Raw genomic sequence first — 12,736 nt, forward strand, 5'->3', positions numbered from 1 at the left:
TTGTCCCCTTTGCGACATCTCCCCGGTCCGTCATGGCCGGGCTCGTCCCGGCCATCCACGCCGAGGCGTCTCGGGGAGATTGCGGAATCCTCGCCCGGCCATTCCCACCGTGGAGAGAAGGCAGTGGCTTGCCTCTGAGTGGCGGCCGCCCTCAATCCTCCGACAGCCTTGTCTTCCCCGGCCCGTGCGGCTCGACGAGCGCGCCGAAGTCGTGGGGCTCCTTGCGGGCGCGGCGCAGCGCCGCCTCGAGGAAGAGCGTCATGGCGTCGATGTCCTCCTCATGGGTGCGGTGATTGATGATCGCCGCGCGGATCGCCGGGACGCCGTCGAGAATGGTGAGCGACGGGGCGGCCTCGCCGCGCTCGTGCAGCTCCATCACGATCTCGCGGGCGAGCGAGCCGTCGTCGTCCCCTCTCACGCCGAAACAGACGATGTTGAGCGCGACCGGCGCGCGCATCACGAAATTTTCCGACGTCTCGATCCAGTTCTCGAGCCGCTTCGCCATGCGGCAGCATTGCTCCATGCAGGCGGCGAGCTTCTTCGTCCCGAAGGTCTCGATCGTCATCCAGGTCTTGAGCGCCCGAAAACCACGCGAGAGGTCGGCGCCGAGGTCGCAGGGCCAGGTGTCGCCGACGGCGAGCCCACGCGGGGCGCGCGACAGATAGGCGGCGTCGGCGGCGAAGGCGCGCTTGTGGGCCTTAGGGTCGCGGACGAGGAAAAAGCCCGCGTCATAGGGCACATGCAGCCATTTGTGGAAGTCGAAGGCGATGCTGTCGGCCCGCTCCAGCCCCTTGACGAGCGGCTTGAGCTTCGGCGATAGGGCGGCCAGCGCCCCGAAGGCGCCGTCGACATGGAACCACATGTCTTCGGTGTGGGCCACGTCGGCGAGGCGGTCGAGCGGATCGACCGCGCCCGCATCCACCGTCCCCGCCGTGCCGACGACGAGGAAGGGCCGGAAGCCCGCCGCGCGATCTGCGGCGATGGCGTGGCGCAGCGCGCTCACCTTCATGCGGCGGTTGTCGTCCGACGGAATGAGCCGCAAATGCCGCGCGCCGAGGCCCGCGAGCTCCATGGCCTGCCGCACGCAATTATGCGCCTCGCGGGAGGCGTAGGCGATGAGCTGGCCGCTCTGGGCGCAGAGCCCGTTGAGCCGCACGTCGCGGTCGCCATAGGCCTGGTCGCGGGCGACGAGCAGCGACAGGAAATTGGCCATGGAGGCGCCGGTGACGAAAATGCCGGAGGCGTCCCTGGGGAAGCCGAAGGCCTCGGCCATCCATCGGGCGATCTGGCGCTCGACGTCGATGGCGATGTGATTGCGCCCGCCGCAGTTCGAGTTCATGCCGGCGGCGAGCATTTCGGCGATCATGCCGACGGGCGTGCCCGCCCCCTGCACCCAGCCCATGAACATGGGATGAATGTTGCCGGTGGCGAAGGGCTTGATGTAGCGGTCGAAATCCTCGAGCACGGCGGGAAAGGCGCGACCCTCGGCCGGGAGTTCGCGGTTGAAGCGCGCCTTCGCCTCCTCGGTCGGCGCCGTCCAGACCGGGCGGCTGCGCAGGCCGCGCAGATAATCGATCATGGAATCGAGCGCGCGATGGCTCTCGGCGCGAAACGCCTCCCAGTCTTCGGGGTCGAGATCGACCGGTTCGGTCATGTCGCGGCGCTCGCGCGCCGGGGCGGCGGCGCAAAGGCGGTGATGTGGGGCATGCGCCGCGCGTCTCCCGGCGGGTTCAACGGGACTGCCAATAGCCGCCTTTGCCCTCGGCGCGCAACCTCGGTCAACGCGCCAGCGTGACGCGGACGGCGCCGACGCCCTCGATCTCCCCCTCGGCCGCGTCGCCGGGCGCGAGCGCGCCGACGCCCGGCGGCGTGCCGGTGAAGATGAGATCGCCCGCCGCGAGCGCGACCTCGCGGGACAGCGCGGCGATGATGTGCGGCACGCTCAAGATCATGTCCGAGAGATCGCCCTGCTGGCGGGGCGCGCCGTTCACCGAGAGCGCGATGCGCCCGCGTGTCGGATGGCCGATCGCCGAGGCCGGCCGGATCGCGCCGATGGGGGCGGAATTGTCGAAGCCCTTGGACATGTCCCAGGGCCGGCCGGCGTTGCGCGCCGCGCTTTGCAGGTCGCGGCGCGTGAGGTCGATCCCGGCGGCGTAGCCATAGACGCAATCGAGCGCGCGCTCGGCGGGGATGTCGGCGCCGCCCGCGCACAGGGCCGCCACCAGCTCGATTTCGTGGTGGAGATTGCGCGTCAGGCTGGGGAAGGGGATCGTCGCGCCGTCCGCCACGACGGCGTCGGCGGGCTTGGAGAAGAAGAAGGGCGGTTCGGCCCCCGGCTCCTTGCCCATCTCGCGCGCGTGCTCGGCATAGTTCAGCGCCACGCAGAAGATGCGGCGCACCGGAAAGAGACGGGCGTCCCCGGCGACGGCCACGGCGGCGCGGGGCGGGGGCGGGAAGACGAATTCGGGCGGCTGCATGGGGTCTGACCCTCCTCTCGGGGCGCGCGCCTGCGCCCTGGTCGCGTCGGCTCAGCTTCTAGAGCCTTTTCCGATCCGATGGAATCGGATGGATGCGTCAGCTTATTGTTCGGTCGCTTTCTACCGCCGAACCGGTTCCCGCTTCGGCGGACAGCGCGCGAAGGCCGTGAGGGCGCGGGCGCAAAACTCCTTTGCTGCGTTGCAGAATTACATCCGGCCCGTTCTGTGCTCTATATGCGGCTCAGTGATTTGCGAAGGTTATGAATGACTTTTTTCACTTTTGAATATTCCGTTCCCGGCGAGGCGCCGGTTCTTTCCGAGCGCATCGACGTGCCCTTCGCCTCGGCGCTCTGGTGTCATGTCGAAGCGCTGGCGCTGCGCTTCGGCGCCCGTCCCGGCGCCTTCATCCACGTGCGTGACGACAAGGGGCGCGCGGTCATCCGCGCGGGCGTCGCGACGGCGCTCGCCTCGATCGCGCAATGCCGCTGCGGCGATTGCGGCCTGAAGGCGGCGGCGGCGCGCGGCGCGCAGGCCCTCGACGGACCGCCGCCGCTTTCTCCGTGCCGGGGCGCCGGCGCCTGCACATGCAAGAGCATTCCGCCTGGGGAGGGCGGCGCTTAGAGCGCTCGCTGTCCGCCGAAGCGGGTACCGGTTCAGCGGTGGAAAGCGAGACCTTCAGGCGTCAGTCGAGCTCTATGGGATCGAAGCTGCGGAAGGTCGCGCAGAATTCGCAGGTGACGCCGATGCGGCCGTCGTCGCCGACCATGTCGGCCCGCTCCTCGTCGGTGAAGCTCTTCAGGAGACGCTCGATGCGCTCAGTGGAGCAGCGGCAGAACTCCTCCACCGGCCGCTCCGTGAAAACCTTGACGCCGCGCTCGTGAAAGAGGCGGAACAGCAGCCGCTCGCCCGAGAGCGAGGGGTCCACCAGCTCATGGTCTTCGAGGGTGGCGGCGAGCGCCTGACCCTCGAGCCAGGCGTCGTCTTCCTCATCGGCCTGCCCGTCGCTCTCCGGGGCATTGCTTTCGGGCGCATCCCCTGCCGGCAGGTCCGGGCGGCGGGCGCCGGCGACCGGCAGATATTGCAGCAGGAGCCCGCCGGCGCGCCAGCTCCGGCCCTGCGGCGTCACGACCTCGCCCACGGCCAGGCGCACGAAAGAGGGGATCTGCTCAGACTGGCGGAAATACATATGCGCCGCCTCCGCGAGGCTCTCGCCTTCGAGCGGGACCACGCCCTGATAGCGGGCGGCGTCCTCCTCGCGCTCGATCGTGAGCGCCAGATGGCCGCGCCCGAGCAGCGCCGCGGGCGCGGGATCCTGGACCTCGGCGAGGCGCGCGGCGTCGAAGCGGGCGAAGCCGCGCAGCTTCCCCGGCGCGTCATAGTCGACGACGAGCATGTCGACCGGGCCGTCGCTGCGGGTCTGGAGCTGGAAGCGGCCATGCGACTCCAGGATCGAGCCGAGCAGCGCCGCGAGCGCCAGCGCCTCGCCCAGCAGCCGCGCGACCTGCGGGGGATAGTCGTAATGGGAGAGGATGGCGTCCGCCGTCGGGCCGAGCCGCACGAGGCGACCGCGCAGATCCAGCGCCTCGACGGCAAATGGCGTGACGCGGTCGTCCCGCGCCTCCTTGGACACCAGCCGGCTCGGCGTCTCCTGCATCAGGCGAGACCCGGCGCGAGACACCAGGCGAGCACGCCCTTTTGCGCGTGCAGGCGGTTTTCGGCCTCGTCGAAGACGACGGATTGCGGGCCGTCCATCACCTCGTCGGTGACTTCCTCGCCGCGATGGGCGGGCAGGCAATGCATGAAGACAGCGTCCTTGGCGGCGGCGCGCATGAGTTTGGCGTTCACCTGATATGGCGCGAGAACGCGGCGGCGGAAGTCCTCGTCGGCGTCGCCCATGGAGACCCAGCAGTCGGTGACGACCGCCTGCGCGCCGTCGACGGCGTCGCGCGGGTCGCGCATCACAGTGAGCGCCGCGCCTTCGGCCTTCGCCCAGTCGATGAGGCTCTGCGGCGGCGCGAGTTCGGCGGGCGTCGCCACATTGATGGAAAAGCCGAAGCGCGCCGCGGCGTGCACCCAGCTCGCCAGCACATTGTTGGAGTCGCCGACCCAGGCCACGCTGCGCCCCTCGATCGGCCCGAGCCGCTCCTCGAAGGTCAGGAGGTCCGCCATGATCTGGCAGGGATGCGAGCGCTTGGTCAGGCCGTTGATGACGGGAATGGCGGCGAAGCGCGCGAGCTCCTCGAGATCGTCGTGCGAGAGAATGCGGATCATGACCGCATCGGCGAAACGCGACAGCACCCGCGCCGTGTCGGCGATGCTCTCGCCGCGGCCGAGCTGCATCTCGCCGCCCGTCAGCATGATCGACTCGCCGCCGAGGTCGCGCATGGCGATGTCGAAGGAGACGCGGGTCCGCGTCGAGGGCTTGTCGAAGATCATCGCCAGATATTTGCCGGCGAGCGGGCGCTCGGCGGGCGGCGCGCCCTTGACGCGCTTCGCCTTCAGCGAACGGGCGAGATCGAGGATGCTGCGCAGCTCCTCCCGGGTGAAATCGCAGATGTCGAGAAAATGGCGCGGCCGCGTCCCGCTCGGCGCGGTGTCCGTTTGTGCGTTCTTCGCCGGCGCCTTTTTGGCGGACGCGTTCATATGCGCGGTCATCAGGCCGCTCCCAGCTGCTTGGCGGGCGCCGAAAGGCGCGCGCAGGCGCGGTCGAGGCGCGCCGCCGCCTCGAGGATGTCGTTCTCGTCGATGATCAGCGGCGGCAGGAGCCGCACGACATTGTCGCCTGCAAGCACGGTGAGAAGCCCTTCCGCGCGGGCGGCGGCGGCGAAATCCCCATTGGGGCCGCGCGTCTTGAGGCCGAACATCAGCCCCTCGCCGCGCACGGTCTCGATGATGTCGGGGTGGCGGTCGTGGAGTTCGGCGAGGCGCTGGCGCAGCAGCCCGCCGAGGCGCGCGACGCGCTCAAGGAATCCCTCGGCCAGCACCACGTCGAGCACGGCGCCGCCGACGGCCGCCGCCAGCGGATTGCCGCCGAAGGTCGAGCCATGGGAGCCGAGCGTCATGCCCTTGGCGGCGTCGCGCGTGGCGAGACAGGCGCCGAGCGGGAAGCCGCCGCCGAGCCCCTTGGCGAGCGCAACGACATCCGGCGTCACGCCCGCATGTTCGCAGGCGAGGAATTTGCCGGTGCGGCCGACGCCGCACTGGACCTCGTCGAGAACCAGAAGCAGGCCGCGCGCATCGCACAGCCTGCGCAGGCCGCGCAGGAATTCGGCGGGGAAGACGCGCAGCCCGCCCTCGCCCTGGATGGGTTCGAGCAGCACGCCGGCGGTCTCTTCCGTAATCGCGGCCTCGACCGCGTCGAGATCGGCGAAGGGAAGCTGGTCGAAGCCCTCGACCGGCGGGCCGAATCCTTCGAGATATTTCGGATTGCCGCCGGCGGCGATGGTTGCGAGCGTGCGGCCGTGAAAGGCGCCCTCGAAGGTAATGAGCCGGTAGCGTTCCGGCGCACCATTGGCGGCGTGAAATTTGCGCGCCGTCTTGATCGCGCATTCGACGGCCTCGGCGCCGGAATTGGCGAAGAAGACCACATCCGCGAAGGTCGCCGCGACGAGGCGCTCGGCGAGGCGCTCGGCCTGCGGAATGCGAAAGAGATTGGAGACGTGCCAGGGCTTTTCGGCCGCGGCCTTCAGCGTCGCGACGAGATGCGGATGCTCGTGCCCAAGCGAGAGCACCGCGACGCCGGAGGCGAAATCCAGGTAACGGTCGCCATTCTCGGCGAAAAGCCAGGCGCCTTCGCCCCGCGTGAAGGCGATGTCGGCCCGCGCATAGGTCGGATAGAGCGCAGAAGTCAAAACCAAGCTCCAAGCCCACGGGAGCGGCCCGCGGCCGGACCCCAAAAACAAAGCGCCGCCCTTTTTGAGGGCGGCAAACTGTAGTCTTTATTCTATGCGCGCAAGCGCCTTCGGTCAAATCCCGCCACGGGGGCGCGAGGCCGCCTGGATCGGCCGCGCTGTAGACTTTCACAGGCGAACTCTTTGTGAAAAACGCCTTGCAGGTGTGGCTCCAGCGACTCACCCGCGCCGGAAAGCGCACGAAACCCTGTTGAGAACGCCCCCATCTGCTTGCCAGCGACTCGCGCCCGTGATTCAAAAGGACCGTCAGTTTTTGCCGATGCGGGACGCGTTTTTCGCCCGCATGGCGCTTCTCGAGTTTTCGACGCGGGTCTCATCGACGCCGGTTGTCCCGGCGCAGCGACGGATAGTCGATTCCGTTGACGGCCGCTTCGAACAGACCGCTTGGAGGTCAAAAATGTCTTGGACCGAGGAACGGGTCGAGCTGTTGCGCAAGCTTTGGGGCGACGGCCTGAGCGCGAGCCAGGTGGCGGCGGAGCTTGGACCCGGCATCACACGCAACGCGGTCATCGGCAAGATTCATCGGCTCGGCCTCGCGGAGCGCGCCAAGACGGCGGCCGCCCCGCGTCCCCGCTCGGCGGTGAAGGGAGCCGCTGCTCGTCAACCGGCGCCCGCGCAGATCGTCGCCGCTGCGGCGCCCCGCGCCGGCGGCCATGCCGTTCACGGCAATGTGGCTCTCGCCTATGCGCCGCAGGCCATGGTCGTCGCGCGCGTCGCCCCTGAAGATGTCGTCATTCCCCTGTCGGAGCGCGTGACGCTCATGGAGCTGCGGGAATCGATGTGTCGCTGGCCAATGGGCGATCCGACGACGCCGGAATTCCGCTTCTGCGGCGCGAAGTCGCCGATCGGCGCCGGTCCCTATTGCGCGCATCACTCCCGCGTCGCCTATCAGCCGGCGCAGGATCGCCGTCGCGCCCAGATCAGGGCGCCGCGCTTCGCGTGAGCCTTTGCGAGGGACAGGCGGCGCCGTCCCTCATTCCCGTCCGAAGGTCTCGTCGAAGGAATAGCCCGAGCCGCGCACCGTGCGGATCGGATCTTTCTCGCGTCCGCGGATGAGCGCCTTGCGCAGGCGTCCCACATGAACGTCGACAGTGCGCTCGTCGATTTCGGCCGACATGCCCCAGACGCTGTCGAGAAGCTGCGCGCGGGTGAAGACCCGGCCCGGCTTCTCCATGAGATATTCGAGCAGCCGGAACTCGGTGGGACCGAGATGGATCTCGCGGCCGGAGCGGCGCACGCGCCGCGTCTCGCGGTCGAGGTCGATGTCGCCGGCCGTCAGTTTCGAGGCGACGCGCTCGGGGCGGGCGCGACGCAGCAGCGCGCGCACGCGGGCCATCAGCTCGGGCGTGGAGAAGGGCTTTACGACATAGTCGTCGGCGCCGACGGACAGGCCGCGCACGCGTTCGCCTTCTTCGCCGCGCGCCGTCAGCATGATGATCGGCATGTCGCGCGCGACGTCCCGCGCGCGCAGGCGCCGGCAGATTTCGAGACCCGAGACGCCCGGCAGCATCCAGTCGAGCAACAGGAGATCGGGCGGCGACTCCGCGATGCGAAGCTCCGCCTCGTCGCCATTGTCGACATGCTCGACCTGATAGCCTTCGGCTTCGAGATTGTAGACGAGGAGCGTCGCGAGCGGGATCTCGTCCTCGACGACGAGAATGCGCGGCGGGCGGTCGCCGCGGGCCTCGCGGGCGATGGTCTGGCTGGCGGCGTCGTTCATTGCGGAATGTCTTGCTCCGGGCCGGCCAGGGAGGCGTCGAGGGAGCCGCTGCGGGATTTCGGACGCTCCATCGGCATGGCTTCGCCGGTGACGAGATAGACGACCGTCTCGGAGATATTCGTCGTGTGGTCTCCGATGCGCTCGAGGTTCTTCGAGCAGAAGAGAAGATGCGTGCAGAAGGAAATGTTGCGCGGGTCTTCCATCATGAAGGTCAGGAGGTCGCGAAACACGCTGTCCTCGAGCGCGTCGAGATCGGCGTCGTTCTCCCAGACCGCGCGGGCGCGCTCCACGTCGCGCAGCGCATAGGCGTCGAGCGCGTCCTTGAGCTGCGTCGCGGCGACTTCGTGCATCGACCGCAGGCCGACGATGGCGCGCGGCAGCCGCGCCTCAGTCGCAATTTTCAGCGTGCGCTTGGCGATGTTCTTGGCGAGGTCGCCGATCCGCTCAATGTCGCCGGAGATGCGGATCGCCGCGATGCATTCGCGCAGGTCGATCGCCAGCGGCTGGCGCCGCGCGATGGTGAGCACGGCGTTCTCCTCGATCTCGCGCTGGAGAATGTCGAGACGCGCGTCGCTGGCGACGACGCGCCGGGCGAGCTCCACGTCGAGCATGGACAAGGCGTCCATGGCCTCGGCCAGCATCTTCTCGGCGACGCCGCCCATTTCCGAAATCCGGCGGCCGAGCGCCTCGAGGTCGCGGTCGTAGGACTTGACGATATGTTCGCTCATCGCGTTCCCTTCCTCAACCGAACCGGCCGGTGATGTAATCCTGCGTGCGCTTCTCGCGCGGCTTGTTGAAGACCTCGTCGGTGTCGCCGAATTCGACAAGCTCGCCGAGATACATGAAGGCCGTATAATCCGAAACGCGCACCGCCTGCTGCATGTTGTGGGTGACGATGGCGATCGTGTAATCGGCGGCGAGCTCCTCGATCAGCTCCTCGACTTTCGCGGTGGAGATTGGATCGAGCGCCGAGCAGGGCTCGTCGAAGAGGATTACCTCGGGCTGCACCGCGACGCTGCGCGCGATGCAGAGGCGCTGCTGCTGGCCGCCCGAGAGGCCGAGGCCGCTCGTGTGCAGCTTGTCCTTCACCTCGTCCCAGAGCGCCGCGCCGCGCAACGCCGCCTCGACGCGATCGTCCATCTCGGCGCGCGGCAGCTTTTCGTAGAGGCGGATGCCGAAGGCGATGTTTTCGTAGATCGTCATCGGAAAGGGCGTCGGCTTCTGGAACACCATGCCGACGCGCGCGCGCAGCGCGTTCACGTCCACCGCCGGATCGAGGATGTTCTCGCCGTCGAGCAGCACCTCGCCCTCGGCGCGCTGGCCGGGGTAGAGATCGTACATGCGGTTCAGGACGCGCAGCAGCGTGGACTTGCCGCAGCCCGAGGGACCGATGAAGGCGGTGACCCGGTTCGTCGTGAGCGTGAGCGAGATGTCTTTGAGCGCGCGGGTCTTGCCGTAGAAGAAATCGAGGCCCTTGACCGAAACCTTCGGGGCCGGGGCGTGCGTTTGAGCGGCGGCGTTCATGTCAGGACTTCCTGCGGCCGGCGCTCAGCGCGCGGGCGATGATCGAAAGGGTGAGAACGGCGGCGGTGATGAGCAGCGCGCCTGTCCAGGCGAGCTGCTGCCAGTCCTTGTAGGGTGAGAGCGCGAACTGGAAGATGACGACCGGCAGGCTCGCCATCGGGGCGTTGAGGTCGCTCGACCAGAACTGATTGTTGAGCGCGGTGAAGAGCAGCGGCGCCGTTTCGCCGGAGACGCGGGCGACCGCGAGCAGCACGCCCGTCACGATGCCCGCCTTGGCGGCGCGATAGGAGACGCGCGAGATGATCACGGCGCGCGGCGCGCCGAGGGCGGCCGCCGCCTCGCGCAGCGAGCCGGGGACGAGCAGCAGCATGTCTTCCGTGGTGCGCAGCACGACCGGAATGACGATGAGCGACAGCGCCACGGCGCCTGCAATTCCCGAGAAATGCCCCATCGGCGCGACGATGATCGTATAGACGAAGAGGCCGATGACGATCGACGGCGCGCTGAGCAGAATGTCGTTGACGAAGCGCACCACCGTCGCGAGCTTCGTCTTGCGGCCATATTCGGCCATGTAGGTTCCCGCGAGCATTCCGAGCGGCGCGCCGATGGCGACGCCGATCGCCGTCATCGACAGCGAACCGCCGATCGCGTTCATGAGGCCGCCCCGGCTGCCGGGCGGCGGGGTCATCTGCGTGAAGACGGCGGGCGAGAGGCCGCGCAGACCTTCATAGAGAAGGGCGCCGAGAATGAGAAAGAGCCAGGAGAGCCCGAACAGCGCCGCCGCCCAGGCGAGACTCGTCGCCATGGCGTTGCGTCGGCGGCGCTTGGCGTAAAGCGACATGACGTGAGCGCTCCTTTCAGGCCGATTTCTGCTCGATGCGCATCAGCATGTAACGCGCGATGGCGAGCACCACGAAGGTGATGATGAAGAGGATGAGGCCGAGCCCGATCAGGGCGGAGGTATAGACGTCGCCCACCGCCTCGGTGAATTCATTGGCGATGGTCGCGGAGATCGTCGTGCCCGGCGCGAGCAGGGAGGGCGACACCTTGTGGGCGTTGCCGATGACGAAAGTGACCGCCATCGTCTCGCCGAGCGCGCGGCCGAGCGCGAGCATCACGCCGCCGATCACGCCGACGCGCGTATAGGGCAGCACCACATGGCGCATCATTTCCGATGTCGTGCAGCCGATCCCGGTCGCGGCCTCCTTGAGGACGGGCGGGACGGTCGCGAAGACGTCGCGGGAAATGGAGGCGATGAAGGGCAGCACCATCACCGCGAGAATGACGCCCGCCGTCAGCACGCCGATGCCATAGGGCGGGCCGGCGAAGAGGGTGGAGAGGACGGGAATGTCCTTGAACAGCGAGATCAGCCCCGGCTGCACATGCGCCTGCACGAAGGGCGCGAGGACGAAGAGGCCCCAGATGCCGTAGATGATCGAGGGAATGCCGGCGAGAAGCTCGATGGCGACGCTGATCGGGCGTCGCAGCGGATGCGGGCAGAGCTCTGTGAGGAAGGTCGCGATCCCGAGACCGACCGGCACGGCGATCAGCATGGCGATGAGCGAGGTGACGACCGTGCCGTAGATCGCGGGGAGGGCGCCGAAATTATCGGTGACGGGGTTCCAGGCCTGGGAGGTGAGGAAGCCGAGGCCAAAGGCCCGCAAGGCGGGCAAGGAGCCATGGATGAGGGAGACGATCACGCCGCCCAGAATGATCAGCACGACGATCGCGGCCGTGCGGGTCGTCAGATGAAACAGGCGATCGGCGACGGCGATGGCGGAAAGCGCCCTGGCGCGGTCCGCGACGCGCGTCACGCGGGTTTCGATTGCGATCTCCGTCATGTCTGCCGCTCCAGATTCGTTTCCCGTCGGCCCGGTCGTCGTCATGAGATGCTCCCGACGCCGGCTCCGGTTCGAACCGGCGTCTTTTTTTCGAGGCGGTCTTCGTTTTGGACCGCCTGCGCGCCGGCCGCAACGCTTCCGGCGCGCGGCTCGTCAGTGCGCGAGCGGCTTGCCGTCGGCGCCCTTCACCTCGGCCCAGCTCTTCTTGACGAGCTCGACGACGGTCTTGGGCATCGGGATGTAATCCAGCTCCTCGGCGGCCTTGCCGCCATGGGCGAAGGCCCAGCCGAAGAACTTCAGGGCCTCTGCGGCGGCCGCCTCGTCCTTGGGGTCCTTGGGCAGCAGGATGAAGGTCGCGGCCGAGATCGGCCAGGACTTCGCGCCCGGCTCATTGGTGATGATCTGGTAGAAGCCCGGCGACTTCGCCCAGTCGGCGCTCGCGGCGGCGGACTGGAAGCTCTCGAGGCCCGGCGCGACCACCTTGCCGGCGGCGTTGACCATCTTGGCGTGGGTCAGCTTGTTCTGCTTGGCGTAGGCGTATTCGACATAGCCGACGGCGCCCTTGGTGTTGGCGACATTGTTGGCGACGCCCTCATTGCCCTTGGCGCCGACGCCGACCGGCCATTCCACGGCCGAATTCTCGCCGACCTTGGTCTTCCAGTCCTGCGAGACCTTGGAAAGATAGTTGGTGAAGTTGAAGGTCGTGCCCGAGCCGTCCGAGCGATGCACCACGACGATCGGGGTCGCGGCGAGCTTCGCCTTCGGATTGAGCTTCTTGATCGACGCGTCGTCCCAGCTCGCGATTTCGCCCATGAAGATCTTGGCGAGGGTCGGACCGTCGAGCACGAGCTCGCCCGGCTGGACGCCTTCCAGATTGACGACCGGCACGATGCCGCCGATGACCTGCGGCCACTGGATGAGATTGGCGGCCTGGAGATCCTCGGGCTTGAGCGGCTGGTCGGAGGCGCCGAAGGTCACGGTGCGGGCCTTGATCTGCTTGATGCCGCCGCCGGAGCCGATCGACTGATAATTCAGGCCGTTGCCGGTCTCATTCTTGTACGTGTCCGCCCATTTGGCGTAGATCGGATAGGGGAAGGTCGCGCCGGCGCCGGAAATGTCCAGCGCAAGGGCCGCGCCCGCCATCGCCGCGAGCGCGGTCGCCGCGGCGGCGGCGCGCGTGAAAAACGTCGAGATCATTCGAGATCGCTTTCAGCTCGAGAAAAAAGAGGAGAGGCGCTTGACCTGCGCCCGTCACGGCCGCGG

Annotated in this window: 13 protein-coding genes; 2 read left to right on the forward strand and 11 right to left on the reverse strand. The window is 68.1% G+C overall.

All coding sequences use genetic code 11. From position 1 onward, the window contains the following. Window positions 1-151: 151 nt before the first annotated feature. Together WOC76_RS02400 and WOC76_RS02405 are read right to left on the reverse strand one after the other, a co-directional pair. Window positions 152-1,654 carry a pyridoxal phosphate-dependent decarboxylase family protein gene (locus WOC76_RS02400; RefSeq protein ID WP_341104119.1) on the reverse strand — a complete coding sequence of 501 codons (1,503 nt, stop codon included), beginning with the start codon at window positions 1,652-1,654 and terminating at the stop codon, window positions 152-154. A 124-nt stretch (window positions 1,655-1,778) separates the two neighbouring features. Then, window positions 1,779-2,477: a fumarylacetoacetate hydrolase family protein gene (locus WOC76_RS02405; RefSeq protein ID WP_341104117.1), complete on the reverse strand. Its 699-nt coding sequence runs from the start codon at window positions 2,475-2,477 to the stop codon at window positions 1,779-1,781. 264 nt (window positions 2,478-2,741) lie between these two features. On the opposite strand from WOC76_RS02405, the gene WOC76_RS02410 reads away from it, so the two are divergent. Next, window positions 2,742-3,098 carry a hypothetical protein gene (locus WOC76_RS02410; RefSeq protein ID WP_341104116.1) on the forward strand — a complete coding sequence of 119 codons (357 nt, stop codon included), beginning with the start codon at window positions 2,742-2,744 and terminating at the stop codon, window positions 3,096-3,098. Window positions 3,099-3,159: 61 nt separating this feature from the next. Here the strand turns inward: WOC76_RS02410 and WOC76_RS02415 are convergent, their stop codons facing one another. Genes WOC76_RS02415 through WOC76_RS02425 form a run of 3 tightly spaced genes read right to left on the reverse strand, consistent with a single transcriptional unit; the run spans window position 3,160 to window position 6,328 of the window. After that, window positions 3,160-4,131 (reverse strand): Hsp33 family molecular chaperone, encoded by a 972-nt coding sequence (locus WOC76_RS02415; RefSeq protein ID WP_341104115.1) that lies wholly within the window; start codon window positions 4,129-4,131, stop codon window positions 3,160-3,162. Continuing rightward, window positions 4,131-5,120: an ornithine carbamoyltransferase gene (argF, locus tag WOC76_RS02420; RefSeq protein ID WP_445730665.1), complete on the reverse strand. Its 990-nt coding sequence runs from the start codon at window positions 5,118-5,120 to the stop codon at window positions 4,131-4,133. Before argF ends, WOC76_RS02415 begins: the two co-directional genes overlap by 1 nt. An 11-nt stretch (window positions 5,121-5,131) precedes the next feature. Continuing rightward, a complete protein-coding gene (locus WOC76_RS02425; protein WP_341104111.1) occupies window positions 5,132-6,328 on the reverse strand; it encodes an aspartate aminotransferase family protein in 1,197 nt (398 codons plus the stop codon). 457 nt (window positions 6,329-6,785) lie between these two features. Here WOC76_RS02425 and WOC76_RS02430 point away from each other — a divergent pair, with 457 nt between their 5' ends. Then, complete coding sequence (locus WOC76_RS02430; protein WP_341431254.1) at window positions 6,786-7,331, forward strand: GcrA family cell cycle regulator; 546 nt, start codon at window positions 6,786-6,788, stop codon at window positions 7,329-7,331. A gap of 30 nt (window positions 7,332-7,361) precedes the next feature. Here the strand turns inward: WOC76_RS02430 and phoB are convergent, their stop codons facing one another. From phoB to pstS, 6 genes are all read right to left on the reverse strand, one after another. Beyond that, window positions 7,362-8,108, reverse strand: a complete 747-nt coding sequence (phoB, locus tag WOC76_RS02435; RefSeq protein WP_341104108.1) for a phosphate regulon transcriptional regulator PhoB — start codon at window positions 8,106-8,108, stop codon at window positions 7,362-7,364. Beyond that, window positions 8,105-8,836: a phosphate signaling complex protein PhoU gene (gene phoU / locus WOC76_RS02440; protein WP_341389537.1), complete on the reverse strand. Its 732-nt coding sequence runs from the start codon at window positions 8,834-8,836 to the stop codon at window positions 8,105-8,107. Before phoU ends, phoB begins: the two co-directional genes overlap by 4 nt. A gap of 13 nt (window positions 8,837-8,849) precedes the next feature. Further along, the gene (gene pstB, locus WOC76_RS02445) at window positions 8,850-9,632 is read right to left on the reverse strand and encodes a phosphate ABC transporter ATP-binding protein PstB (RefSeq protein ID WP_341104105.1); all 783 of its coding nucleotides are present in this window, start codon (window positions 9,630-9,632) and stop codon (window positions 8,850-8,852) included. Window position 9,633: 1 nt separating this feature from the next. Then, window positions 9,634-10,473, reverse strand: a complete 840-nt coding sequence (pstA, locus tag WOC76_RS02450; RefSeq protein WP_341104103.1) for a phosphate ABC transporter permease PstA — start codon at window positions 10,471-10,473, stop codon at window positions 9,634-9,636. A 16-nt stretch (window positions 10,474-10,489) separates the two neighbouring features. Further along, window positions 10,490-11,473 carry a phosphate ABC transporter permease subunit PstC gene (gene pstC / locus WOC76_RS02455; RefSeq protein WP_341104101.1) on the reverse strand — a complete coding sequence of 328 codons (984 nt, stop codon included), beginning with the start codon at window positions 11,471-11,473 and terminating at the stop codon, window positions 10,490-10,492. A gap of 153 nt (window positions 11,474-11,626) precedes the next feature. Further along, window positions 11,627-12,670: a phosphate ABC transporter substrate-binding protein PstS gene (pstS, locus tag WOC76_RS02460; RefSeq protein ID WP_341389540.1), complete on the reverse strand. Its 1,044-nt coding sequence runs from the start codon at window positions 12,668-12,670 to the stop codon at window positions 11,627-11,629. Window positions 12,671-12,736 lie beyond the last annotated feature (66 nt).

The sequence above is a fragment of the Methylocystis sp. IM3 genome (assembly GCF_038070105.1).
Taxonomy (GTDB): domain Bacteria; phylum Pseudomonadota; class Alphaproteobacteria; order Rhizobiales; family Beijerinckiaceae; genus Methylocystis.

Coding starts and splice junctions, on each gene's coding strand:
- pstA (WP_341104103.1), bottom strand. CDS start 10,473: ATGTCGCTTTACGCCAAGCGCCGCCGACGCAACGCCATGGCGACGAGT.
- pstS (WP_341389540.1), bottom strand. CDS start 12,670: ATGATCTCGACGTTTTTCACGCGCGCCGCCGCCGCGGCGACCGCGCTC.
- WOC76_RS02410 (WP_341104116.1), top strand. CDS start 2,742: ATGACTTTTTTCACTTTTGAATATTCCGTTCCCGGCGAGGCGCCGGTT.
- phoB (WP_341104108.1), bottom strand. CDS start 8,108: ATGAACGACGCCGCCAGCCAGACCATCGCCCGCGAGGCCCGCGGCGAC.
- pstB (WP_341104105.1), bottom strand. CDS start 9,632: ATGAACGCCGCCGCTCAAACGCACGCCCCGGCCCCGAAGGTTTCGGTC.
- WOC76_RS02400 (WP_341104119.1), bottom strand. CDS start 1,654: ATGACCGAACCGGTCGATCTCGACCCCGAAGACTGGGAGGCGTTTCGC.
- WOC76_RS02415 (WP_341104115.1), bottom strand. CDS start 4,131: ATGCAGGAGACGCCGAGCCGGCTGGTGTCCAAGGAGGCGCGGGACGAC.
- WOC76_RS02430 (WP_341431254.1), top strand. CDS start 6,786: ATGTCTTGGACCGAGGAACGGGTCGAGCTGTTGCGCAAGCTTTGGGGC.
- pstC (WP_341104101.1), bottom strand. CDS start 11,473: ATGACGGAGATCGCAATCGAAACCCGCGTGACGCGCGTCGCGGACCGC.
- phoU (WP_341389537.1), bottom strand. CDS start 8,836: ATGAGCGAACATATCGTCAAGTCCTACGACCGCGACCTCGAGGCGCTC.
- argF (WP_445730665.1), bottom strand. CDS start 5,120: ATGAACGCGTCCGCCAAAAAGGCGCCGGCGAAGAACGCACAAACGGAC.
- WOC76_RS02405 (WP_341104117.1), bottom strand. CDS start 2,477: ATGCAGCCGCCCGAATTCGTCTTCCCGCCCCCGCCCCGCGCCGCCGTG.